Source organism: Bacillus sp. LBG-1-113 (assembly GCF_020708615.1).
Classification (GTDB): domain Bacteria; phylum Bacillota; class Bacilli; order Bacillales; family Bacillaceae; genus Bacillus; species Bacillus mojavensis.
This window is the reverse complement of sequence record NZ_JAJFDG010000001.1, coordinates 905,263-927,723: the sequence shown is the minus strand read 5'-3', so window position 1 is coordinate 927,723 and position 22,461 is coordinate 905,263. Positions and strand designations below refer to the sequence as shown.

The 22,461-nt window shown below is 37.2% G+C and carries 19 protein-coding genes and 2 pseudogenes; 8 read left to right on the top strand and 13 right to left on the bottom strand.

All coding sequences use genetic code 11. The features are described from left to right. Positions 1-318: 318 nt before the first annotated feature. Together LJF29_RS05135 and LJF29_RS05130 are read right to left on the bottom strand one after the other, a co-directional pair. Entirely contained in the window at positions 319-1,017 is a 699-nt protein-coding gene (locus tag LJF29_RS05135; RefSeq protein ID WP_229147329.1) for an expansin EXLX1 family cellulose-binding protein, read from the bottom strand. Positions 1,018-1,268: 251 nt separating this feature from the next. Continuing rightward, positions 1,269-1,946: a YoaK family protein gene (locus LJF29_RS05130; protein ID WP_229147585.1), complete on the bottom strand. Its 678-nt coding sequence runs from the start codon at positions 1,944-1,946 to the stop codon at positions 1,269-1,271. Between the two features lie 196 nt (positions 1,947-2,142). On the opposite strand from LJF29_RS05130, the gene LJF29_RS05125 reads away from it, so the two are divergent. Continuing rightward, on the top strand, positions 2,143-3,153 hold the full coding sequence (locus LJF29_RS05125) for a polysaccharide lyase family 1 protein (RefSeq protein ID WP_420709686.1): 1,011 nt from the start codon (positions 2,143-2,145) through the stop codon (positions 3,151-3,153). 256 nt (positions 3,154-3,409) lie between these two features. Here the strand turns inward: LJF29_RS05125 and LJF29_RS05120 are convergent, their stop codons facing one another. Then, on the bottom strand, positions 3,410-4,183 hold the full coding sequence (locus LJF29_RS05120; protein WP_229147326.1) for an acetoin reductase: 774 nt from the start codon (positions 4,181-4,183) through the stop codon (positions 3,410-3,412). 946 nt (positions 4,184-5,129) lie between these two features. Here LJF29_RS05120 and LJF29_RS05115 point away from each other — a divergent pair. Both LJF29_RS05115 and LJF29_RS05110 read left to right on the top strand, forming a co-directional pair. Then, positions 5,130-5,723: a VanZ family protein gene (locus tag LJF29_RS05115; protein ID WP_324255111.1), complete on the top strand. Its 594-nt coding sequence runs from the start codon at positions 5,130-5,132 to the stop codon at positions 5,721-5,723. 171 nt (positions 5,724-5,894) lie between these two features. Next, on the top strand, positions 5,895-6,440 hold the full coding sequence (locus LJF29_RS05110; protein ID WP_229147322.1) for a hypothetical protein: 546 nt from the start codon (positions 5,895-5,897) through the stop codon (positions 6,438-6,440). A gap of 149 nt (positions 6,441-6,589) precedes the next feature. On the opposite strand, the gene LJF29_RS05105 is transcribed toward LJF29_RS05110, so the two are convergent. Beyond that, complete coding sequence (locus tag LJF29_RS05105; RefSeq protein WP_229147320.1) at positions 6,590-6,946, bottom strand: DUF3221 domain-containing protein; 357 nt, start codon at positions 6,944-6,946, stop codon at positions 6,590-6,592. 312 nt (positions 6,947-7,258) lie between these two features. Here LJF29_RS05105 and LJF29_RS05100 point away from each other — a divergent pair, with 312 nt between their 5' ends. Then, positions 7,259-7,615: a YoqO family protein gene (locus LJF29_RS05100; protein WP_229147319.1), complete on the top strand. Its 357-nt coding sequence runs from the start codon at positions 7,259-7,261 to the stop codon at positions 7,613-7,615. Positions 7,616-7,780: 165 nt separating this feature from the next. Here the strand turns inward: LJF29_RS05100 and LJF29_RS05095 are convergent, their stop codons facing one another. Continuing rightward, positions 7,781-8,248 (bottom strand): DUF4944 domain-containing protein, encoded by a 468-nt coding sequence (locus tag LJF29_RS05095; RefSeq protein ID WP_229147315.1) that lies wholly within the window; start codon positions 8,246-8,248, stop codon positions 7,781-7,783. A 289-nt stretch (positions 8,249-8,537) separates the two neighbouring features. Further along, entirely contained in the window at positions 8,538-9,017 is a 480-nt protein-coding gene (locus tag LJF29_RS05090; protein ID WP_229147314.1) for a hypothetical protein, read from the bottom strand. Between the two features lie 299 nt (positions 9,018-9,316). Between LJF29_RS05090 and LJF29_RS05085 the strand changes: the two are divergent. Together LJF29_RS05085 and LJF29_RS05080 are read left to right on the top strand one after the other, a co-directional pair. Then, positions 9,317-9,927 (top strand): annotated as a pseudogene (locus LJF29_RS05085) (thermonuclease family protein). A 79-nt stretch (positions 9,928-10,006) separates the two neighbouring features. Further along, positions 10,007-11,446 (top strand): flavin monoamine oxidase family protein, encoded by a 1,440-nt coding sequence (locus tag LJF29_RS05080; RefSeq protein ID WP_229147312.1) that lies wholly within the window; start codon positions 10,007-10,009, stop codon positions 11,444-11,446. Between the two features lie 224 nt (positions 11,447-11,670). Here the strand turns inward: LJF29_RS05080 and LJF29_RS05075 are convergent. From LJF29_RS05075 to xylA, 3 genes and pseudogenes are all read right to left on the bottom strand, one after another. Beyond that, positions 11,671-12,366, bottom strand: a pseudogene (locus LJF29_RS05075) (glycoside hydrolase family 11 protein). A 348-nt stretch (positions 12,367-12,714) separates the two neighbouring features. Then, the gene (gene xylB / locus LJF29_RS05070; protein WP_229147311.1) at positions 12,715-14,214 is read right to left on the bottom strand and encodes a xylulokinase; all 1,500 of its coding nucleotides are present in this window, start codon (positions 14,212-14,214) and stop codon (positions 12,715-12,717) included. Positions 14,215-14,370: 156 nt separating this feature from the next. After that, on the bottom strand, positions 14,371-15,708 hold the full coding sequence (xylA, locus tag LJF29_RS05065; protein WP_229147310.1) for a xylose isomerase: 1,338 nt from the start codon (positions 15,706-15,708) through the stop codon (positions 14,371-14,373). Between the two features lie 269 nt (positions 15,709-15,977). Here xylA and LJF29_RS05060 point away from each other — a divergent pair, with 269 nt between their 5' ends. Then, the gene (locus LJF29_RS05060) at positions 15,978-17,132 is read left to right on the top strand and encodes a xylose repressor (protein ID WP_229147308.1); all 1,155 of its coding nucleotides are present in this window, start codon (positions 15,978-15,980) and stop codon (positions 17,130-17,132) included. Between the two features lie 169 nt (positions 17,133-17,301). Here the strand turns inward: LJF29_RS05060 and xynB are convergent, their stop codons facing one another. The 3 genes from xynB to LJF29_RS05045 all read right to left on the bottom strand — a co-directional run bounded on the left by xynB (position 17,302) and on the right by LJF29_RS05045 (position 21,233). Beyond that, positions 17,302-18,903, bottom strand: a complete 1,602-nt coding sequence (xynB, locus tag LJF29_RS05055) for a xylan 1,4-beta-xylosidase (protein ID WP_229147307.1) — start codon at positions 18,901-18,903, stop codon at positions 17,302-17,304. 41 nt (positions 18,904-18,944) lie between these two features. After that, positions 18,945-20,336 (bottom strand): MFS transporter, encoded by a 1,392-nt coding sequence (locus LJF29_RS05050; protein WP_229147306.1) that lies wholly within the window; start codon positions 20,334-20,336, stop codon positions 18,945-18,947. Between the two features lie 633 nt (positions 20,337-20,969). Continuing rightward, positions 20,970-21,233: a hypothetical protein gene (locus LJF29_RS05045; protein ID WP_010334507.1), complete on the bottom strand. Its 264-nt coding sequence runs from the start codon at positions 21,231-21,233 to the stop codon at positions 20,970-20,972. A gap of 567 nt (positions 21,234-21,800) precedes the next feature. Between LJF29_RS05045 and LJF29_RS05040 the strand changes: the two genes are divergently transcribed. Then, positions 21,801-22,031 (top strand): hypothetical protein, encoded by a 231-nt coding sequence (locus LJF29_RS05040; protein WP_061573089.1) that lies wholly within the window; start codon positions 21,801-21,803, stop codon positions 22,029-22,031. A 12-nt stretch (positions 22,032-22,043) separates the two neighbouring features. On the opposite strand, the gene LJF29_RS05035 is transcribed toward LJF29_RS05040, so the two are convergent. Continuing rightward, positions 22,044-22,439 carry a UPF0715 family protein gene (locus tag LJF29_RS05035; protein WP_229147304.1) on the bottom strand — a complete coding sequence of 132 codons (396 nt, stop codon included), beginning with the start codon at positions 22,437-22,439 and terminating at the stop codon, positions 22,044-22,046. Positions 22,440-22,461 lie beyond the last annotated feature (22 nt).

Here is a 22,461-nt window from a genome sequence, read left to right as displayed (position 1 = left end):
AGGAGAGCGGTTCTTTCAGGCACCGCTCTTCCCCATTCAGCTGTCTTCCAGCCAGTAATAATTCTCAACAGTATAGATTGGCCACCACCAAAACTTCGCTCCTCGGACTAGGATAACCGGTCAAACCACAATTCAAATTCATGCACAACTTGATTGATTCTTCGTATGACTCAATACAGAAAGGGCTTTATTATTGTACAGGTAACAACGATTAGTCCAATAAAACGAACTATGATGTTCAGTTTCCATAAAAATAAAAAGCAGGATCGGTAACCTGCTTTTCATGAATTTATTTTCTGATTTTTCTTATAACCTGTTTTATTCAGGAAACTGCACATGCCCAGGAACTGTGTATGACTTAGATGTTCCGTTTTCAGGAAGCTTTGGAATCGTGTCTTTTACAACTTTTCCGCGAATGTCAGTGATTCTGACTTTAAGAGAGCCCGTTCCTAAATTGGTGCTGAGGAAATGATTATAGTCCGTTTTCTCCATGTTGATCCACTTTCCGTCTTTGTAGTATTCCATTTTCATAACGGGATACTTGTGATTTCTGACTTGAATTGCTGCCCACCACTGGCTGCTGCCTTCTTTAATCCGGTATGTGAAATTGCCAGTGATTGGCGCTTTGACCACACGCCATTTGATTTTAATTTTTCCATCTTTCATAGCACCGATTTTGCTGAATGCATTTGGTGAAAGATCAAGGGCTCCTGGGGCGCCCTCAGGGTATAGATCGGTAACATAGACGACCGTCTTCCCCTTTGGCCCTTCCACTTCAAGATAAGAGCCGGCAAGAGCAGCTTTCACACCGCCGTAATTCAGGTCCTTTGGGTTAATTGCCGTAATCTCCATGTCAGATGGGATTGGGTCAAGAAGGAAAGCCCCTCCTGAATAGCCTGATCCGGTATAGGTTGCATAGCCTTCGTGCAAGTCGTTATAGGCTGCTGAAGCTTGCGGGCAAAAGCAAAGGATCATCAGCATAACTACGCTAATTACAGCACTCATCTTCTTTTTCATAGACATCCTCCTAATCCAAGCTTTAAATGATAATCATTATCATTGTAATACTCATCAATGTGGATTAAAAGAGGACATAGATTCATAGATTGATTTATGTCTAATTCACTATTGTATATATATCAAAGGGTGCACTTTATATGACAATGCAATCCTTATGTTCTGATGCACATATGAACCAAAATTCTTATTTCATTCATAGTGTATAAGCTCAAAAAATTCCCATCCCCGCTTCCACAAGCGGGAAAATTTTACTTTACTTTTTGCAACTTGATCAGAGCAGTAAGTATAATACCTAAAATGAGCACAATCGGAGCCCAAATAATGATGTAATGAAAATGCGGCTCTGCAAAAGCTACAATAATAGCCCCGACACAATATAATATGATGGCCAGCGCCCTTAACACAGCATCTCTTAAGAATGTTTTATTCTGTTTGGAGAAAAACAACCGGCCGGAAAGATCCTCTAAAAGAGAAGCCAATGTCCCGGTTAAAACAGTTGAAGAAATGCCTGCAATCCCCAGTCGTTTAGCTGCTATTGTTTGTATTCCCATGGCAATACTCAAAAGGATAATAAGGATGTACACGGGAACGAAAGCAGAAGATATTGAAAGACAAGCAAAAACAAATAAAATGAATGCCTCAATTGCCAGCGCTTTTGTTACAGGGGATGGCCAAAATGTTTTCTCTGCCTTTCCAACAATGATCGTGGAAACAATTACTCCCACGATAAAACCGATTAGCGCAGTTAAAGAATGAAAAACAGTGACTTGAAGAGATTTTCCGATCGCTAATCCCAATAAAACGATATTTCCCGTCATATTAGCCGTGAAGACGTGTCCTAGGCTTAAATAACCGATCACATCCACGATTCCCGCTGTTAAACAAAGAAGAGAAAGCAAAATGTTTCGATATGCTGCAGCAGTCAATGGTATATCAATCCTTTCGTGTGGTTCCATTTGTAACTCTTTTATTTGCATCAAAAAACATATAAAATCCCGGTTTTGATCAGGAATATAGACTCTATTCTTCCTTTTGTCCAACTGTAATAATAATCCATATGCAATTTATTTAAATTTGAAAGGAAGCTGAGTGGCTTTGAAACGTTTTTCTTTATTATTTGCCATGTTAAGTTTATTATTGCTTCTCTTGCCTGAAAAAGCTTTAGGCGCCGTCGATTTTCCGAATACTTCGACGAATGGCATCTTAGGGTTTGCCGGAAATGCAAAAAATGAAAAAGGAGTCTCTAAAGCGAGCACAACCGGCGGAAAAAACGGTCAGATCGTCTATATCCAAAATCTAAGTGATTTAAAAACCCATCTGAGCGGGTCAACACCTAAAATTTTAGTGCTTCAAAATGATCTAACCGCTTCTTCAAAAACAACGGTAACCATTGGTTCAAATAAAACACTGGTCGGTTCTTACGCTAAGAAAACGCTGAAAAATATTTATTTAACAACATCATCTTCATCCGGCAACGTCATCTTTCAAAATCTGACCTTTGAACACAGCCCGCAGATTAACGGAAATAACGATATTCAGCTTTATCTAGATTCAGGCTTCAACTATTGGATCGACCATGTGACATTTTCAGGACACAGCTATAGTGCTGGCGGAAGTGACCTGGACAAGCTGTTGTATATCGGTAAATCAGCTGATTATATCACCATCAGCAACTCAAAATTCGCAAATCATAAGTACGGTTTGATTTTAGGATATCCTGATGATTCCCAGCACCAATATGACGGCTATCCGCACATGACCATCGCCAACAACTATTTTGAGAATTTGTATGTAAGAGGCCCTGGGCTGATGAGGTATGGCTACTTTCATGTCAAAAACAATTACAGCAACAATTTTAACCAAGCGATTACCATCGCGACAAAGGCAAAAATATACTCTGAATACAATTATTTTGGAAAAGGCAGCGAAAAAGGAGGAATCCTTGATGACAAGGGCACCGGCTACTTTAAGGATACAGGAAGCTATCCGTCCTTGAACAGGCAATCCTCTCCGTTGACAACGTGGAATCCAGGCTTCAATTACAGCTACCGGGTTCAAACTCCGCAGTACACAAAAGAATTTGTCACAAAATATGCCGGATCACAAAGTACAACACTGGTTTTTGGCTATTGACATAAAGAGGGGCTTGCGTAAAATGTCAAGCCCCTCTTTTATGGCTATGTATTGTGTGTCTTGCTTGTGTCTAAAACTCACACATGCGTCATAATGTTGCTTGTTTCCTGAACAAGTTAAACATGCTCTTCATTCATTTTTCTTACATGAATACATGGACCTCTCAATTGCTTTTCACATTATACAACAGGAGTCATTATTGATTCATCTCAAACAAAAAGAATCCATCTCCAAAATGGATTCTTTTTGTATTCTATCATCTATAAACCAGGCCGCCATCAGTTAAAATAGCTTGACCGGTAATGTAATCTGCATCATCTGAAGCTAGAAATGAGACTAAATTGGCCACATCTTCAGGTGTTTGATATCTTTTGAGAGCAATGTCTGCACAGAATTTTTCAAATGCTTCTCCTGGTTTGAAATCATCACGATGTTTAACCATTTCTTCATCAATGCGATCCCACATTTTTGTTTTTGCAACACCAGGACAATATGCGTTTACTGTTATTTTATATGTGGCTAACTCTTTAGCAGCTGAATGAGTAAAAGATTTCACAGCATGCTTCGTCGCGGAATATGTTCCAAGCATTTCAAATGATTCGTGCCCTGCTATACTGCATGCGTTAATGATTTTGCCTTTTGTTTCTTGTTTAATGAATTGGTCGGCAGCTGCTTGAGTGCCAAACACAACGCCATTGACATTAACCTTGAACAATTGATTCAGTTGGTCTTCTGTTATTTCTAAAAATGGAGAAACTGCCTCAATGCCAGCATTGTTTACAAACACATCCAAACGACCAAAGGTATCTGCCGCTGCTTTAACTAAATTGAATTGGTCTTCACGCTTGGATACATCCCCTTTTATTCCGATAACATGAAAGCCATTTTCTTTGAAGTCTGAAACAGTTGCATGCAGCAGTTCCTCGTTAATGTCATGCAGAACGACACTAAAACCATCCTTGCACAACCTCTCTGCTATCCCTCTTCCTAAACCGCCTGCGGAACCAGTAACTATTGCTACCTTGGTCATAAATATTCCCCTTTCGAAATGAGGTATAGTGGCGATATATTTATTTTAACAAATCAGTGTTTCTCCACACCGTTTAAACTGCTGTCTCAAAAGATAGCTAGTATTATATAGTTAATTCAAAAGTTGAAATCACTTCAGAATTGATCCATAATTCACAGATTATCTATATGACGTGTGTAAACATGACAACACCATTGGTAACGATATGTACACCGAGCTCTTATCCGTTTTCTTTAGTCATCATGCGCTGTACTACATTGTATTAGTAATACTTTAAAGCGGTTCCCAAGAGCTATTATGTCATCGTTATGGTCATACTTCTCAATGTAGTTTCTCTTGCTTAACATACATACCATTGAATTTCGTATGGTGTAATGCCATTTTGGTCTTGATTCCAAAGAATGCGTGATGAAGTCGTTTTTTTAAATGATGAAGAGGAGCTCATCGACCTGGTTCACTTTTTCATCATTCAAATAGAGTTATCCCTATTCAATTCCTTTTTTTATTATCAGATTCTTAATGTTGGTTTTTATTATGTGGTGTAAAAGAGGAGAAAGTCCCCTCTTTTACACTTGTATTTCTCCATAACATAATCTGTCACATAACTCATAGTTACCGCCAGTTTGATACATGCAACGTTGATAACATCGTTGTGGTTCATAAGAGATTGTTAGGTGTTGAGGCACATGATAGTTCAGATCGTAAGGCGAATACCAAACTGGATATTGTCTAAACACATCGAACCCTCCATTCGTTCCTCTGGTTTTACTGTATTGTATTTGCCTCACAGCCAAATGCGTTTGTCCATACGAAATTAGGCTTTCTTTAAAAGAACGCCCCTTTTTGAAAGCAATTAAACACATTGCATTCTAGATAAAAGTCTTCTAATATTGTAATCTCAATCTCTTTCCTAATTATAGATCAAAAAAGAAATCGTGGTGTATTTATGCTTGACTCAACTTTTCTCTTGATATTCATGTTTGTACTTTATATTTGTTATATTCTTTATAGAATTATGAAACGATTTATATATAAGAAAGAACCAATGGCCATTTATAAGGACCTTGTTATTTTTTGTTTATTTGTTTACTTCTTTGAACTGATAAGTGTTACAATATTTCCTTTACCTATAGATCGCGATTTAATTGCGAACTTGAGGAACGATTCCTATCATCCGTTTTTGTATGGAAATAACTTTATCCCGTTTTGCTTCGTGGTAGATATTTATCATCTGGGTTTGCAGTTTTATGTGATAAGATCTCTTGGTGGAAATCTAATTTTACTGCTGCCAGTTGGCTTATTGTTCCCTCTTTTATTTGACAAGTTAAGGAACCTAAAACGAATTTTATTAACTGGTTTTTTTATCTCATTGTTTATAGAACTAACGCAACTTTCGATTTCTATGTATTTAGGAAATTCTTATAGAAGTTTTGACGTTGTTGATTTAATCCTTAATACGTCAGGTACTGCACTAGGATACGGGCTGTTTTGTATTCTTCCGTCGTTATATAAAAAATTCCGATTCTTTCATAAACATTGAATCACTTTCTGATGAAGACATGTAACTCCCTCAAGCACACAATATGATCGAAAAGGTGTCAATTAATTGTTCAATCAAAAACCATCACTAGCAGGAGAAATGATGTTTATTGGAAGATCGCAAGTGAAAGGATATAATTAACATAACTAATCATTTTAAGGTGATACGAAAATGGACAGTATAATGAAATCTCATTTTGAACATTTAGAAGCAAAGGACAAAAGCCTGCAATTAGAAGCCTTTCAGCATATTATTAACGCTACAAAAGAGAAAGTAGACTGGGCTTATGAAGTGTGGGACCAATTAATAGGATGGCTGACCGATCCGGATAACCACAGGCGAGCGAGAGCAGCACAGTTTCTTGCTGGTTTAGCAATCAGTGATCCGGATAAACGGATGCTACGCGACTTTCCAGCATTATGGGAAGTGACCAAGGATTCAAAATTTGTAACTGCTCGGCATAGTTTACAATCAATTTGGAAGGTTGGCTTAGCTGGGCCAAAACAAAAAGAAATGGTGCTTACTCATATTATTGATCGCTTTAAAAATGGAATAAACGAAAAACATTATACATTGATTCGCTACGATATGATTGTAGGATTAAAAAAATTATACGATGAAGATAAAGATGAGTACATTAGGGAAATAGCAATAGAATTGATTGAGCTCGAGAAAGATAGCAAATATCGAAAGAAATATTTGTCAGCCTGGAAATAACCCTTTTATGCAATGTTCCGCAAACGTTAAAACAGCACTACGTCTTCGTGTGAGTGCTGTTTTTCATGCTATATTTATTACTCTTCAAATTGTTATATATGGTTTGGAGAGCTTTTTATGAAATGATCATATGTGGGGGATGCCAACTGTTATAACCTTTTAAATTTTTTAATTATTGTTTTTGGAGGATCAGATTCTTTAAGAGTGTTGAACCACACCTTCATTTTTTTACCTGTCACAAGGTCTTCTTTGTTTTCAATTTGACTTAATCCCAATATCACAACATGACTTTTATATTTTTTTATTAGTCTATCTTGAGACAATTGAAAGTCTTCTTTATCAGGAGTATGTTTGCCCTCAAGAAATATGGCTGACTTTTCATTCTTAATAAGGATAAAACCAACAAGGTTCTGCATCTTTGGCGTTTTTATTTTATTTTCTTCCTTATCATTGCAGCCTGAAATAAAAGCAAAGAACGCTAAGACCAGTATCGCGATTTTATGCATTTTTCTCTCCCTTTTTGGTGTATATCTTTATAATAACGTGACACAAAAGTGCTGCACCCGTCACGACAGGACAAATTTATAGATTTGCAGAACAGATGTACACGGTAAACTCCCTTCAATTCAGCTTTACATTTCCGTTACACATCATTCCCTAGTGCCTGCACACAAAAAACAATTGAATATTTAGTACATAGTACAATAAGATAAATTAACTATTTAGTTGAACAATAGACTCATTTACTGACATCGCATTGTGCCTTTTGTGAAAAACTTGTAAACTTTTTGGGTAACCATAAAATAAGGAGCGATTTTTTGTCTAAAAACTTAGCATTTTTTCTTTTCATCTTATGTGTCATCTTTGAGAAAGTCACGAAAAATATTGATGTAATAAGCACTGCAGCATCCTTTTGCTCTTTCGTTCTCGTTTTCATTTATTTTAAAGATGAGTTTAAAAAGCTAAAAACAAAAGCACGGATCATTCTGTTTTCATGCTTTTTAGTATTAACAGGAATCGTAGCTTTTATCATTATAGAAGGACAGGTATTCATTAAAAACCACGATTTCTTTAACGGCTGGGAGATCACAGCAGTGATTATTTTGTTTGCAGTCCCTTTGATATCTGGTACTGTTTGCTTTAGATTGCTTTACGAGCATTTAAAAGAAATGTAAGCATCTTATGTACAGGGAAGGAGCTAAACTTGCATGTTTTTATTTTACTTGGATAAAAACATGCCTCTATCCTGACATGTACTTATCAATCAGATGTTTTTGAAAGCAAACCTATATGTTGGACGTTTCATCCCTAAACTCGCCATTGCAGATTTATCTTTTATACTATGGTTTCTCTTGTAATCTCATTTGATCTGTATGTTTCTCCTTTCCAGTCTTCCACTCCACCTTAACAACTACATCATGTCCGATTACTTCATCTTCAGGCATAAAATCAAACGTAGCAATGTGGTCTTCCATTTGTCCTCCGCCAGGCATTTCTTCACCTGTGTACTCTGATAAATCATAATTCTCTCTGTCATCATACTTTTTACCATCTATGTACAATGTGATTTTTTCAACAATGGTTCTTTTCGCTTCTTTCTTATTCCCCTGCCAATATAAATTCAAGAAGTAATTAGGCCCAATCGAAGTTTTATCTGATTTTTCAATGGTAGAAACCCACAATCCGTTCCTGCTGCTTCCCTCATATTTCACTTTGTCTCCTGCTATCATGGCAAAGAACGTTACTAAACAAATCAATAATGGCGCTGTAATGATTAGTACTTTTTTGATTTTATTCTTGCTTCTCATGTTTTCCCTCGCTTTCTTCATTTTAATTAGTAGAACAAATGATCAAAATGTTACTTGAAAATGAAAAAGAGCTGCTGTTGAAGCAGCCCAATAATTATCTTTTCAATTTTGCAGCTATATTAGACTTTCTTGGTTGTTCTCAGCTAATATGATTCGCAGCGCATCTATATCTGCCTTAAGACTAATCAGGTGTTGATTATCTGCGTATTAGCCCAAATGGAAACAACATTCAAACAGCTTTAATACTCAAGCTCCTATGTAGGTCACTATATTGCCTAATTAACCTCTTCTAACTGAATGTAAAGGTTTGTTTTAATTGGCGTCCTTCTTTTCCTTTTTGTGTCCAAATAATAACAACCTCTAATTCAGATGCCTTTTCAGCCACCATAAAATGGTTAAACTTCAGCGGTGCACCATCGTTTAAACTTTTGGCTAAGTTTATTAAATCCTCCTCCTGTCTCACACAATTTTCGTTGGGACAGCCAAAAAGTGAAAACCTCGTGGTTGAATCAGGATCATTTCTATACAATTGTACATCCACTGTAGCTGCGGCTTCCCCTATATTTTTGATGTCCATTGAATAGACGTGATATTCCCCCTTTTTTGGACTCGCTAATTCCTTTGCATTTTTTGCTTCGGTTATCTCGACTGACCATTGCTCTGTTTTTTGTTTAATTGGCAACTCTGTAAATGTCAGGGCTTGAGTCTTTGTTTGAACAAAAATCAATGCAAATATTAAAACACATAAGGAAAGTAAGTGCTTCTTCACTTCGTATCTCCTTCTTTCTTTTTCATTAGCTTACCCAATATAAGTTTTCGGTATCTTTAATTTTGAACGCATAATAAAAAGCCCTCCCTTATGCTTCGAATAATTTCAGGCAATTCAGCTGAACATGTTCTATTTCTATTATGTTATGGTTTCGAAACCTTTTTGTGATATTTGAATATTGATCAAGAGCTTGTACGTGTTAAGATCAATTACATTCACAATAAATAGCGATATCAGTATAATGAATGTTGATTGATTGACTTAGAAACAGAACATAAATTCTAGAAGGTGAAATGGAATTGAAGAAAGCAATGGTATGCTTTAGTCTATTAGCTTTGAGTTTTTCGTTGGCAGCCTGCGGATTAAATGATACTGCTGAAAAAAGCAATTCAGATCTTAAACAGCCAGTTGCCAAGAATTCTCAACCTGAAGCAAAAAAGGCTTGGTGGATGCTGTGTTAGAAAGGCCTGTTGACGGAGATACGATCAAAGTTAGCTATAACGGCAATATTGACACAGTTCGCTACTTGCTCATTGATACTCCAGAGACTAAAAAGCCAAATTCATGTGTTCAGCCATATGGCGAGGATGCATCTAAACGAAACAAAGAATTGGTTAGTGGCGGCAAGCTGCAATTAGAATTTGATAAAGGAGAGCGCAGAGATAAATTCGGAAGGCTGTTAGCTTACGTTTATGTCGATGGCAAGTCTGTTCAAGAAACACTGTTAAAAGAAGGATTAGCCAGAGTAGCATATGTTTATGAGCCAAATACGAAATACATAGACCAGTTTAGAAAAGATGAACAGGAAGCACAAACGCAAAAACGTTCTATTTGGAGTAAAAACGGTTATGTGAATACCAGAGGATTTAAAGGCTGTGTTAAGCAGCACTCCACTGAAAAACACAAGTGAAAAAAGGATATAGTTCGTGATAGACACCCTTTTGAATGAATATAATGCAATAAATCAAAAAAGAGGGTGCCTCACATAAATGAATGCTCCACTAAAGAACGAAGACATGATTGCGATTATTAGAAATGGTCTTAACTCATCACAATACCCAAAGCACATTATTATCGTTGGCGCCGGGTTGGCTGGGCTTGTTTCTGCATCTTTACTGAAGAACGCAGGACATAAAGTGACGATTCTGGAAGCGAGTGATAGAGTCGGGGGCAGAGTTTGCACGTTGCGATCTCCCTTCAGTGCCGGGCTGTATTTCAATGTTGGACCAATGCGCATTCCGGAGAGCCATACTCTAACCTGGGAATATATAAAAAAATTCAGCCTGCCAACCAATGTATTTTTGAACAGAACTCCAATGGACATCATTTACGCCAATGGCATTCAAACACGTCTTCATCATTTTGAAAGCAATCCGGGTATCTTAAGATACCCAGTTGCAGAAAATGAACAAGGAAAAACGGCCGAAGAGCTGATGCTTTCTGTATTGCAGCCTATCCTCAATTTTATTTCTGTAGATCCCGCGAGAAATTGGCGGGTTGTTGAAACACAGTACAGGAACCATTCGTTAGCCTCTTACTTGAATACTTATTTTTCAAACGGTGCAATCGATATGATCGGCGTACTGTTGGATATGGAAGCATATATGGGGATGTCCCTTGTTGAAGTGTTACGGGAATCCATCTTCTATACGTCGCCAACTCGCTTCTATGAAATAACAGGCGGCATGGATCGGCTTCCTCAAGCATTTCTTCCCCAATTAAAAGAACATATTGTCTTCCATCATAAAATGGTGAAAATATCTCAAAATCAAAACAATGTTACGATCAACTGCATTCATCAACAGACAGCAAACCATTTGGAAGTGACAGGCGATCTCGCTATCATAACCATCCCATTTTCAACATTGCGTTTTGTCCAAGTCGAACCATATGATTCATTTTCTTATTATAAACGGCGGGCCATTCGTGAACTCAACTATATTGCCGCAACCAAAATCGGAATAGAGTTTAAGAGTCGTTTTTGGGAAAAAGCTGGGCAGCGCGGCGGCAAATCGATCACTGATCTTCCGATAAGATTTTCATATTATCCCAGCATTGACATTGGCTCGAATGGTCATGCTGTTATTGTAGCGAGTTACACATGGGCGGATGAGGCGCTGATATGGGACAGTCTTTCAGAGGGAGAGCGCCTCCGCTATACTTTAATGAATTTATCAGAAATATATGGTGATATAGTGTGGTCAGAGTTTGTGACCGGCGCTTCTTTTAGCTGGACCCTCAACCCTTATTCAGCCGGAGGGTTCACAGCTTTCGAACCAGGACAGGAATTACAGCTGTATCCATATATCCCTACCCCTGAAGGGAAAATACATTTCGCTGGAGAACATGCCTCACTTACTCATGGATGGATGCAAGGAGCGATTGAATCCGGAATACGAACGGCGTATGGAGTGAATCGTATCACTTAAATCCTCCGTTTTTATATCCCTTTTAGTGACTCCTTTAGATAGATTTGATATTGCTTTTTCATGACGGACATTGATGTTGTTGAATACTAGAGAAACAGCAATTAGGATAGTATAGCTAATTTTAAAAAACCCTTCACATGACTGTGAGGGGTTTTTTGTGCGTAGACAATACTTCCGATTTGATCGTAAATCAAGAGTTTGAACGGTTACCAAATCAGGATGATTTATTGCTTACCGCCAATAGTCAGTACATTAGTAGTTACATTAGCACTGCCATTACTTTGATATCCCTCTACCGTAAGCGCGGTTTCATACATTTTACCCATTGGCATTCCTAAGCTTTCCCACTTCTTGAAGTGTTCGCTGACAGATACGGTTCCGCTCGTGCGTTTTGTCTGTCGGACACTCCAATATTGTTTAAAAGTCGCGATGCCTATAATGGAGGGTTGGTTGATTCGAGTGGTCTCATAAATGTCATATGTCCCTCCATCAACAGTAAAAGTACCCTTTGGTATTCCGGTCGGTCTATAGGTGCCCCAATTATCGACGATATAATATTCTACGAGTGGATCTTTCGTCCATCCATAAACACATAGATAAGAATTTCCTCCCGGATTGAAGGTTGCGTTGTAACGAATTGATATGTTTCCAAGTTGTGAGTGAGTCTTGGTTGTATCGAATTACTTGCCTTTTCTAAATAAAGCATTCCCAATGTTACTCCACTGGGCACTAAACGCGCCGCCGCTATTGAGCGTCATACTGGTGTTCCCATCATCCTTCCACAATTCGTAGTCATAGCCATCTTGGGAGCCAGTTTGATTTGAGGTGATTGTAGTTGCCGCCTGTGCGGACCATGCAGGTAATGTCAGCACTAGACTAAATAAAACCGCTAAAAAAAACTTCATTCTTTTTTGTTTCATTTGGTATACCTCCTGTTTGATTAGATTGTATTTGAGTCTTACCGTAATGTTTGTTCTCACCACCTTTCAAAAGAAAGCAGCCTAGTAGCTATAATATTCTTCCTGCTATGCTATCCCCCTAAAAATTTAGCTTGGTAATGTAATAGCTTTGTGTTTTTTGATTATCAATAGAATTGCACTAAAGATTCTTTGATACCGCTTTCAATTTTGTTAACAGATATATAAACCCAACTTCTATGATGCAGCTGTAGTTATGTGATTAAAGGGGCTTATGATCATGATGAGCCGTTAATTGTTCTTTCATTGATCTCCTGGAAAAAATAAACGCTTACCGGCCCTCACTAATCATTAGTTTGTTCGAAAGCTCTTCAAAGCTGTATTGAGATCCTTAGTGTGAGTGTAAATTTTCTTATATAAATCGAATAGCGTTTTATATTGTTGAACATTTTGTTCCTTGGGATAAAATGTAGAAGCCTTGTGAATAAACTGCTCTGCACATTCTTCAAGGGATTCAAACCACCCACTTCCAAAGGCAGCTAGCATAGCAGCCCCCATGGCTGGGCCTTGTTCATTTTCTAACTTAATCACGCTCGCATTGAAAATATCAGCTTGCATTTGCAGCCACGTTTCATTTTTAGCTCCCCCACCGATAGAAATAACAGTATTTACTGATTTTCCCGCTTCGCGGAATAGCTCAATTGATTCATGTAGAGAGAATGTGATGCCTTCCATTATTGCCCTCAAAAAATGCTCTCTTTTGTGGGCTCCATCCATTCCGATCAAGCTTCCCCGAATAGAAGAATCAGCATGTGGCGTTCTTTCACCAACCAAATAAGGAGTGTATAGCAGGCCATTGGCTCCTATCGGAATAGATTCCACTCCCTGCAATAATTGCTTAAACGATTCGTTTGGTGCAAATGTTCTTTTAAACCAGTCCAAGCTGTATCCTGCAGCGAGTGTGACTCCCATTGTATAAAAAGAATCCTTTTTCCCATGATTAAAAAAGTGCACTTTTCCTTTATAGTCTCTTTCTTTGTCTTCTTCGTGGGAAAGTATGACCCCTGACGTTCCAATACTGCATAGTGTTTTTTCGGAAGAAAGAATACCCGCTCCAATAGCACCGCAAGCATTATCAGCTCCCCCGGCGTATACTTTTGTTTTTTCCAATAACCCTGTCTCCGCCGCAACGTGCGGAAGCAGCGATCCTACACAATCATGAGATTCAACAAGCGGAGGACAAATATCTGCAGAAATACCAAATCGATTGCAAATATCATCGCTCCACTCCTTGCGAGTAATATGTAAAAGCAACGTTCCTGCTGCATCGGAGTATTCGGTGTGAATGGCACCAGTCATACGAAATCTCACATAGTCTTTCGGAAGCAAAAAAACAGCTGTTCTTTTAAAAAGTTCAGGCTCATGTTCCTTCACCCATAAAATTTTAGGTAATGTAAACCCTTCTAAAACTCGGTTTTTTGTGATATCAAGCAGATAATCGCCGGAATTTTCAGTCATCGAAATACATTGAGGCGTCGTTCTGGTGTCATTCCAAAGAATTGCATGACGCAACACCTTTAAGTCTTGGTCAAGCAGGACTAACCCATGCATTTGTCCTGAATAGCTTATCCCGTCAATATCCTTGGCTTGAACGTTGGATATGGAAACCAATTCAGCCAATGCATCAATTGTTTGCTGCACCCAGTCTTCGGGATTTTGCTCACTATACCCTGCCTTCTCTTGAATGAGCGGATAACTCTTCGACGTTTCTGCACAAACCTTGCCGTTTTGATTGACTAAAATCGTTTTAACAGCACTCGTTCCAAGATCTACTCCAATGACATACTTCATTTTTTCACCCCTTACCCTTATAAAAACCACTCACTTAAAATAAAGCCCAATTATAGAAAGTACCCGTCATAACAATAAGCAAAAGGTAATGAATCATGACGGGCAGCCTCAGGTAACTTGGCTATCATACCTTTTTATCGTGATTCTCTTTATCTGTTATACTTCTAAAATGTATTGGTTCAATATAGCTTTTAATCGCTCTTGTCTTCCTGATTCGTTTTGAATTGATTTATTATTAAGCGCATATTGCTCAAGAGTATGGAAATTAGCTCTTCCTTCTGTAATTTCAAGACCAATTCCTTCAGTAAAGCTGCGATAACGATGTTGAATCACATCATCAAACACACGATCTTCGATCAATTTATGGGCTACTCTCAATCCTCTTGCAAATGCATCCATCCCTGCAACATGGGAATATATTAGATCATCAGGCTCAAAAGAAGATCTTCTAACCTTCGCGTCGAAGTTTAATCCGCCGCTTCCAAGGCCGCCATTTTGCAGGATTTCGTACATTGCTAATGTCGTAGAATATAAATCTGTTGGAAATTCATCTGTATCCCAGCCTAAAAGAGGATCACCCTGATTCGCGTCAACAGAGCCAAGAAGACCGTGTACTCTTGCCATCCGTAATTCATGTTCAAATGTATGCCCGGCTAATGTGGCATGATTGGCTTCGAGATTTAATTTAAAATGATTGTCTAAGCCATATTGCTTTAAAAAGGCAATGGTTGTTGCTGCATCTGTATCATATTGATGAGTGGTCGGCTCTTTTGGTTTTGGTTCAATCAAAAACTGTCCTGTATATCCGATTTCCTTCGCATAATCCACTGCCATATGCATAAATCTCGCCAAATTATCAAGTTCCAATTTTAAATCGGTATTTAACAATGTGTCATATCCTTCACGGCCGCCCCAAAATACATAGTTCTCGGCGCCAAGCTCTTTTGCTGTTTCTAACCCTTTTTTTACTTGTGCTGCAGCATACGCAAACACATCTGCATTGCAGGAAGTTGCGGCACCATGGACAAAACGGGGATTCGTAAACATGTTTGCAGTATTCCATAATAGCTTAACGTTGCTATTGCTCATGTAATCTTTAATCATGCCCACGATGATATCTAAATTTTGATTTGTTTCTTTTAACGTATTTCCTTCTGGCGCAACATCTCGGTCATGAAAAGCAAAAAATGGTGCATCCAGTTTTTCAAACATCTCAAAAGCTGCTTCTACTCTCGCCTTCGCCAGATCCATTCCTTTATAGTGATCCCATGGTCTTTGCATCGTAGCTGCCCCAAAAACGTCTGTGCCGTCAGCGGTAAATGTGTGCCAATAGGCAATAGAAAAACGCAAATGCTCTTTCATCGTTTTTCCGCCGATTACTTCTTCAGAATTATAATATTTAAATGCTAAAGGATTAGTGGAATCTTTCCCTTCGTAAACCACTTTGTTTACGCTTCCAAAATAGTTGACTGAACTAGAATGAGTTTGAGCCATCTTATTTCCCCCTTAAAAATAAATTCAAAACACTGATCATACAATTCAGCATTTTTATTTCATAATGTAAGTAAGTTGCATATTAGTTTGTTGTTCGAACAAACTAACTTATTTTAATTTTATATAACCTCATCAGTATTTTCAATATTTTTTTAAGTTTTTCATGAACACATTAGATATAATAAAGGTAAATTAGCTATGTACTATGTCTTTTACTGAAAACGAAAAAATTAACTTAATATAAAGTTTATACAATTGGAGTGGATGAAGTGGATATCGCTGATCAAACCTTTGTCAAAAAAGTAAATCAAAAGCTATTATTAAAAGAAATTCTTAAGAATTCACCTATTTCAAGAGCAAAATTATCTGAAATGACTGGATTAAATAAATCAACTGTTTCATCACAGGTAAACACGCTGATGAAAGAAAATCTTGTATTTGAAATCGGTCAAGGACAATCAAGTGGCGGAAGAAGACCTGTCATGCTTGTTTTTAATAAAAAGGCGGGATACTCCATAGGAATAGATGTTGGTGTGGATTATATTAATGGCATTTTAACAGACCTTGAAGGAACGATCGTTCTTGATCAACACCACCATTTGGAATCGAATTCTCCAGAAATAACCAAAGATATTTTAATTGATATGATTCAAAACTTTATTACGCATATGCCACAATCTCCGTACAGGCTTATTGGTATAGGCATATGCGTGCCTGGACTAATTGATAAAAATCAAAAAATTGTGTTCACTCCGAACTCCAACTGGAGAGATATTGACTTAAAATCTTTCATACAAGAGAAGTTCAATGTGCCCGTTTTTATTGAAAATGAGGCAAATGCTGGCGCATATGGAGAAAAAGTATTTGGTGCTGCAAAAAATCACGATAACATTATATATGCAAGTATCAGTACAGGGATAGGGATTGGTGTTATTATCAATAATGATTTATATAGAGGGATAAGCGGATTCTCCGGAGAAATGGGACATATGACAATAGACTTTAATGGTCCTAAATGCAGTTGCGGAAACCGGGGTTGCTGGGAATTGTATGCTTCAGAGAAGGCTTTATTAAAATCTCTTCAGACTAAAGAGAAAAAAGTGTCCTATCAAGAGATCATAGACCTCGCCCATCTGAATGATATCGGCACTTTAAATGCATTACAGTCTTTTGGATTTTATTTAGGAGTAGGCCTTACCAATATTCTAAATACATTCAATCCACAAGCCATCATTTTAAGAAACAGCATAATTGAATCGCATCCTATGGTACTTAATTCAATTAGAAGCGAAGTGTCGTCCAGGGTTTATTCCCAATTAGGCAATAGCTATGAATTATTACCTTCTTTCTTAGGAAAAAATGCGCCAGCATTAGGAATGTCCTCCATTGTTATTGATCATTTTCTAGATATGATTACAATGTAATTTATGATTAAATGTCAAATCCCTATGTTCTAGCTCATCTTTAGATGAGCTTTTTTGTTTTGTTATTTTAATGCTGAATAGGAGTATTTCTGAAGGCATATTTATTATGACACCTTCTAATATGAAAAAAGGAGTTCTAAAATAGAAGTCTCCTTTTTTCATGCAAAAATTATTTTTCTTTATAGCGAAAATATCTAAAGTCGGCCGGAATATGATTACCACTTGTATCTTGACATTGCATCCCTACAAAGGCTCCTGTGAAGAACCCTCCCCCACGGATGTAGTCATCAGATAATTTTTTCGATTCCAATGCAATGTCAATTTTGAGCCAATCTTCGTTGTTAAAAGAATAGAAATAATAATACTTTTCCTTTTCAATATTTACTCTTAAATATACATACTTTACTTCTCGAGGAATAGCAATTTTATTTTTTAATGGTTGTGAAAAAGAAAAGTTATCACATATTGTTAATTCAAGAATACGGCCAAGTTCTTCATCATGCGTGACTTGAAGAGCCGTCCAGTTCTCAGTATTGTAATAGTTCACCAATCCAGCGGCTTGTTGAAAATTCTCCGGGTAAAACTCTACAGCAGTTTCCGCTTCAAAATGGAGACTTTGCCAACGTCTGGCTACAAATGCCTGAGTAAATGTCGAGGTTAATGATTCATGACCGTATAATCGTAAATGATTTGGCACCTTAGTCAATGAACCTAATTCATTCGTAAAAGGAATCCTTAAAGTTTGAAAATTTATATTTAATGTTGAATCCTCAAATTCATCAACTTCCGGGTACGTTGCTTCAAACATTGTTTCGGGTATAGAAGGTGCTTCTACCTCCAAGCTTCCTTCTTTTCCACCTACTACATAAGGCCATTCATCTTTCCAATAGAGTTTTTGAATAGCAGTTTCTCTGCCTAAAGGACAATATCCTCTCTGCTGATAAATTGAATCATCGTCAGGATGAATAGGACGTCCCGTTAAATGAGCTAAATACCACTCACCTGTATGTGTTTGAACAATGGATGCATGACCACATTTTTGCAATGGATTTCCAGGATCATGCCATGACGTTAAGATTGGATTATCGGGATGAACTTCATATGGACCTTCAATATTTGTAGAGCGGGCCATTGTTGCAGCGTGTTCAAACCGTGTTCCTCCTTCTGCAGTTAATAAATAATAATAGTTCCCGATATGATAAAGGTGCGGAGCTTCTGTTAGTTTTCTATCTGTTCCTTTAAAAATAACTTTCGGTTTACCAATTAATTTTTTCTCCTCATCAGAATATTCCTGTATAACAATTCCTCCAAATGAATGCCGGTCAATACGCTGATCCCATAACATATTTAATAAATATTTTTTTCCATCCGTATCATGGAACAAAGAAGCATCAAATCCTGAGCTATTTAATTTGATTGGGTCCCCCCAATCACCATTGACCGTTTCACAAGTAACTAAATAATTATGACAATCTTTCCAAGCGCCCTCTACTACCTTAACATCCGTATAGATCAGCCAAAACTTTCCGTCACTATAACTTAAACATGGCGCCCAAACCCCGCCTGAATTAGGGTTTCCTTTCATGTCTAATTGTGAAACTCTCTGTAACGGATGTGCGACTAAACGCCAATTCACTAAATCTTTTGAATGGTGTATCTGGACACCTGGAAACCACTCAAATGTAGAGACAGCGATATAATAATCCTCTCCTACCTTACAAATACTTGGATCGGGATTGAATCCTTTAAGTACTGGATTAATAATCTTCATTTGAACTCCTCCTCAGCCATTTTCTTTTGACACATCAATTTTTAAGCCTTGAATTCCTCGATATTATCCAAATAAACTTTATCTCTATTCTCTAATTCTCGTACCATTTTTTTGTATTTCTCTTCATCTAAATTATAGAAATTAATATCAATCATGGCTAGAACCAGCAAGAATACTGGAATGATAGTTGCTGTAATTAAAATTCCCGTTAATGCCTCCGGGGTTTGTGTTTGATTTGCCACGTATCCAAACTTATCTAGAACCAATCCAGGAACAATCCCTCCCAATGCCATACCGAATTTAAAGAAAAATCCGATAATAGCATAAATGAGCCCACCCATTCTTTTCCCGGTCCTATACTCTCCATATTCTATTGTTTCAGGAATGAGCGCCCACATATATCCCCCGGCGGTGATACTTCCAGCAGCAGCAATTAATCGAAAGAAGAGGATAAGATATACATTACTTGACGGAACAAATAGTAAAGCTAAGAGGCCGATAATATTCAGTAATAATGCATAGTTTAGTAGTTTTTTCTTCCCCAATAATTGGTGAAGCCTTGGAATAAACGGTAAAATGACCAAAGCAGGCAAACTTCCAATCAAACCGTACCACTTCACTAAATCCTCTCTTCCTAAGTTATATGTCACGTAATAGATGCCAACTGAATTACTTATTGAATTCACTCCAAAAATAATAATAAAGAAAATGCTTAATACAACAAGTGGACGATTCACATGAAATTGCTCAAATATATCCGATAATTTAATTTTCTCCTCAGACTTTTGAAGAGTGACACGCTCTTTTGTGCTTTTAAAACAAAAGATTAAAAGGCACCCACCTATCATTCCCAAAATACCCATGGTTAGCTGCCAGCCAAGAGATTCGTTGCCGGAAGTATCGCTTAAATAAGCAGCCAATAAGGGAACAAAAAATGCAACGACAAGTCCCCCAAGATTCGCAAATAACATACGAACAGATGTTATACTAACAACTTCTTGATTATTTCTGGTCATTGCAGAAGTTAACGCGCCATATGGAACGTTTATGGTTGTGTATGTAAGCGACAAGCCAACATAGGTAATATAGGCATATATTAATTTCCCCATATCTGAGAAATCTGGAGTTGTAAAACAGAGTATTGCAAGTACTACAAATGGGAAAGCTCCAAATAAAAGATACGGTCGAAAGCGTCCAAATTTGCTATTTGTTCTGTCTACTATTGTTCCAATAAAAGGATCAGCGAGAGCGTCAATGATTCTAACCACTAAGAACATGGTGCCGGCTGCTGCAGCCGATAAACCAAATACATCGGTGTAGAAGAACAAAAGATAAGTAGACACCGTTGCATAAATTAAATTACATGCAAAATCTCCAGAAGCATAACCAACTTTTTCAGTCATGCTAATCTTCCTTAAATTTTCACTGATCATGACTTTTCCTCCCTTTTCGATCCTTAAATAAGGAACAGTATGAAATGGTTTAAAAATTTCTCAATCACATCGACTGGAAAGTGCTTCGTTAAAGCGCTTTCAAATTAAAAAGTGGTTTAATTTCAAAGAGCATTTTTCATCGTACAAAATGGTCTGTATCAGCAAGCAGTAAATTCATTTTTTTTCGTAATATCTCGTATACTTGGGATAGAATTTAAAGATTCACTCTTTCGTGTTATATATTGTTTAGCTCCAATTGGATCGAGCCTCTCATTCCCCCCTTTATACTTAGTTTTCTTATGAAACTAAACAAGCACCCTTCATTAGTTTGTTGATTGGACAAACTAACTTGACTTCATATTATATAATCCTATTCACTTTTTCAATGCTTTTTCAGAAAATTTAAATCACACTGCAGCAAATGGTATGATCGCCTTCTTTTTTATACACTCAGTTTCTCAAATATCCTGATGATTCTCTTCAAAAAAACCTGACAAAGTAATGATCGTACCTCATACCATTTTGTTTAATATCTAAGAAGCCTGTAAAATTTTGAATCTAAACCTCACTTTGAATAAAAATATTATTTTATTCCTGCAATTTTCCATGGTAGCCCTAAAAAAAGCAGTCTATTCAGATCTGCTCCTTTACGTTCTCTTCTTTTAACTTTTTGTTTAGCTTGAAACTAATGAAGACATTGATAATCGCAGCTGGAACATATAAAATTCCTGATCCCATTATTCCTAACGCAGTACTTGAACCTACTATAAAAGCCTGTATTTCTGTATTTCTTGACTTCAAACTAAGTAACACTAGAATACCCGCTAATACCCCTATAAACCGAGCAATGCCTGGAATAAAGAAATCGGTTAGGATTCCAAATATTTGTCCAATCATTGATAACACAATTCCCATAAAACTGGATAACACAACTAATGTTTTGATGGCTTTTCACCCCTTTTTAAATCTGTTTCCATTATTAAACCGCTTTTGATACAGGTCTACAAGTATAGCAGCCCACTCTACAAACCCTCTCAGCTTCCATGCTTTTTGACTCACCATCCTCTTTCCACTCTATTCCTATACAAATAAATACTCCTTACCCTCAACAAAGGCGATTAGTTTTATTCAAAAGCCTCTGTAAAGAGCGGTGTATTCTTACTTGAATGCCGGAGATGTGGAATGGAAAAGAGCATTTAACTTAATACTCTTTAAGAATCTCACAGTCCATTTCCATAAACTTATATCATTTACTTTTCCTGTTTAAGTTCTTTCTTTTTATTCCTTTTGTAACCTGCATAAGAGCCGCCAAAAATAGCTATAAACATGGCAATCCAAATAAAAATGTTCAAGTTAAACCCCCCAATTTTAAATAAAACACTTCTTTTATCATGACCCCTTTGCCTCTCCCACTAAAAGCTCATATCGTGTTATGGTTTAACAAAACTTCCTAGGAGTGGTTCTTTGCTTAAAGCTTCAAAAATTTTGATCTCATGTGTAGCTTTAATCCTATGCGTGTATTCCTTATATCATCAAAGTGCATTCCTCTTGTTTTCTCTCCAAGTATTGGTTGCACTTCTCTTTGTTTTAATGGGAGTGGAGACACTTTCAAAGAAACAAACAAGGTCTGCGTATTTGTTGTTCGGATCAGCGGCTTTTATACTTGTTGTGAACGTTGTGAAATACATGATTTAAATTGTAGATAAGCTACTTCTGCAGGCATATGGAATCCCAGAACCAATAAATTAACGCAGCAGCAATGCTCATTATGTAATAATGTAAGCTCCTGAACACTGTAAGAGCACTAGGCGGATAATCAATAAACCAGAACACGAACACAGCTAGAAAAGCTACTGCAGTATAAATTAAAAAATGGATCAAACTGAACTTTCTGGGATTTCTTCTTAGTAATAATTGTAAAGGAAAAGCAAATATTAAGTAAGTGATAAAAGAGTAGAATGCAATGATACCTATTGTGATTAATGCGATCGCCATAAAATCTGAATAAACAAAGATATACAAGCCAAAGACTAGACCATATGACAAACTTGAGTATAACAGAGTATAAACATAACTGTTTAACGTCTTTTGATTGAGGCTCAATTCAGCACCCCCTACCATGTAT

Bases quoted from the DNA above. Each gene is read 5' to 3' on its own strand.
- LJF29_RS05135 (WP_229147329.1), bottom strand. From the start codon at position 1,017: ATGAAAAAGAAGATGAGTGCTGTAATTAGCGTAGTTATGCTGATGATC.
- LJF29_RS05125 (WP_420709686.1), top strand. From the start codon at position 2,143: ATGTTAAGTTTATTATTGCTTCTCTTGCCTGAAAAAGCTTTAGGCGCC.
- LJF29_RS05120 (WP_229147326.1), bottom strand. From the start codon at position 4,183: ATGACCAAGGTAGCAATAGTTACTGGTTCCGCAGGCGGTTTAGGAAGA.
- LJF29_RS05115 (WP_324255111.1), top strand. From the start codon at position 5,130: ATGCTTGACTCAACTTTTCTCTTGATATTCATGTTTGTACTTTATATT.
- LJF29_RS05110 (WP_229147322.1), top strand. From the start codon at position 5,895: ATGGACAGTATAATGAAATCTCATTTTGAACATTTAGAAGCAAAGGAC.
- LJF29_RS05105 (WP_229147320.1), bottom strand. From the start codon at position 6,946: ATGCATAAAATCGCGATACTGGTCTTAGCGTTCTTTGCTTTTATTTCA.
- LJF29_RS05095 (WP_229147315.1), bottom strand. From the start codon at position 8,248: ATGAGAAGCAAGAATAAAATCAAAAAAGTACTAATCATTACAGCGCCA.
- LJF29_RS05080 (WP_229147312.1), top strand. From the start codon at position 10,007: ATGAATGCTCCACTAAAGAACGAAGACATGATTGCGATTATTAGAAAT.
- xylB (WP_229147311.1), bottom strand. From the start codon at position 14,214: ATGAAGTATGTCATTGGAGTAGATCTTGGAACGAGTGCTGTTAAAACG.
- xylA (WP_229147310.1), bottom strand. From the start codon at position 15,708: ATGGCTCAAACTCATTCTAGTTCAGTCAACTATTTTGGAAGCGTAAAC.
- xynB (WP_229147307.1), bottom strand. From the start codon at position 18,903: ATGAAGATTATTAATCCAGTACTTAAAGGATTCAATCCCGATCCAAGT.
- LJF29_RS05050 (WP_229147306.1), bottom strand. From the start codon at position 20,336: ATGATCAGTGAAAATTTAAGGAAGATTAGCATGACTGAAAAAGTTGGT.
- LJF29_RS05045 (WP_010334507.1), bottom strand. From the start codon at position 21,233: ATGATTGGACAAATATTTGGAATCCTAACCGATTTCTTTATTCCAGGC.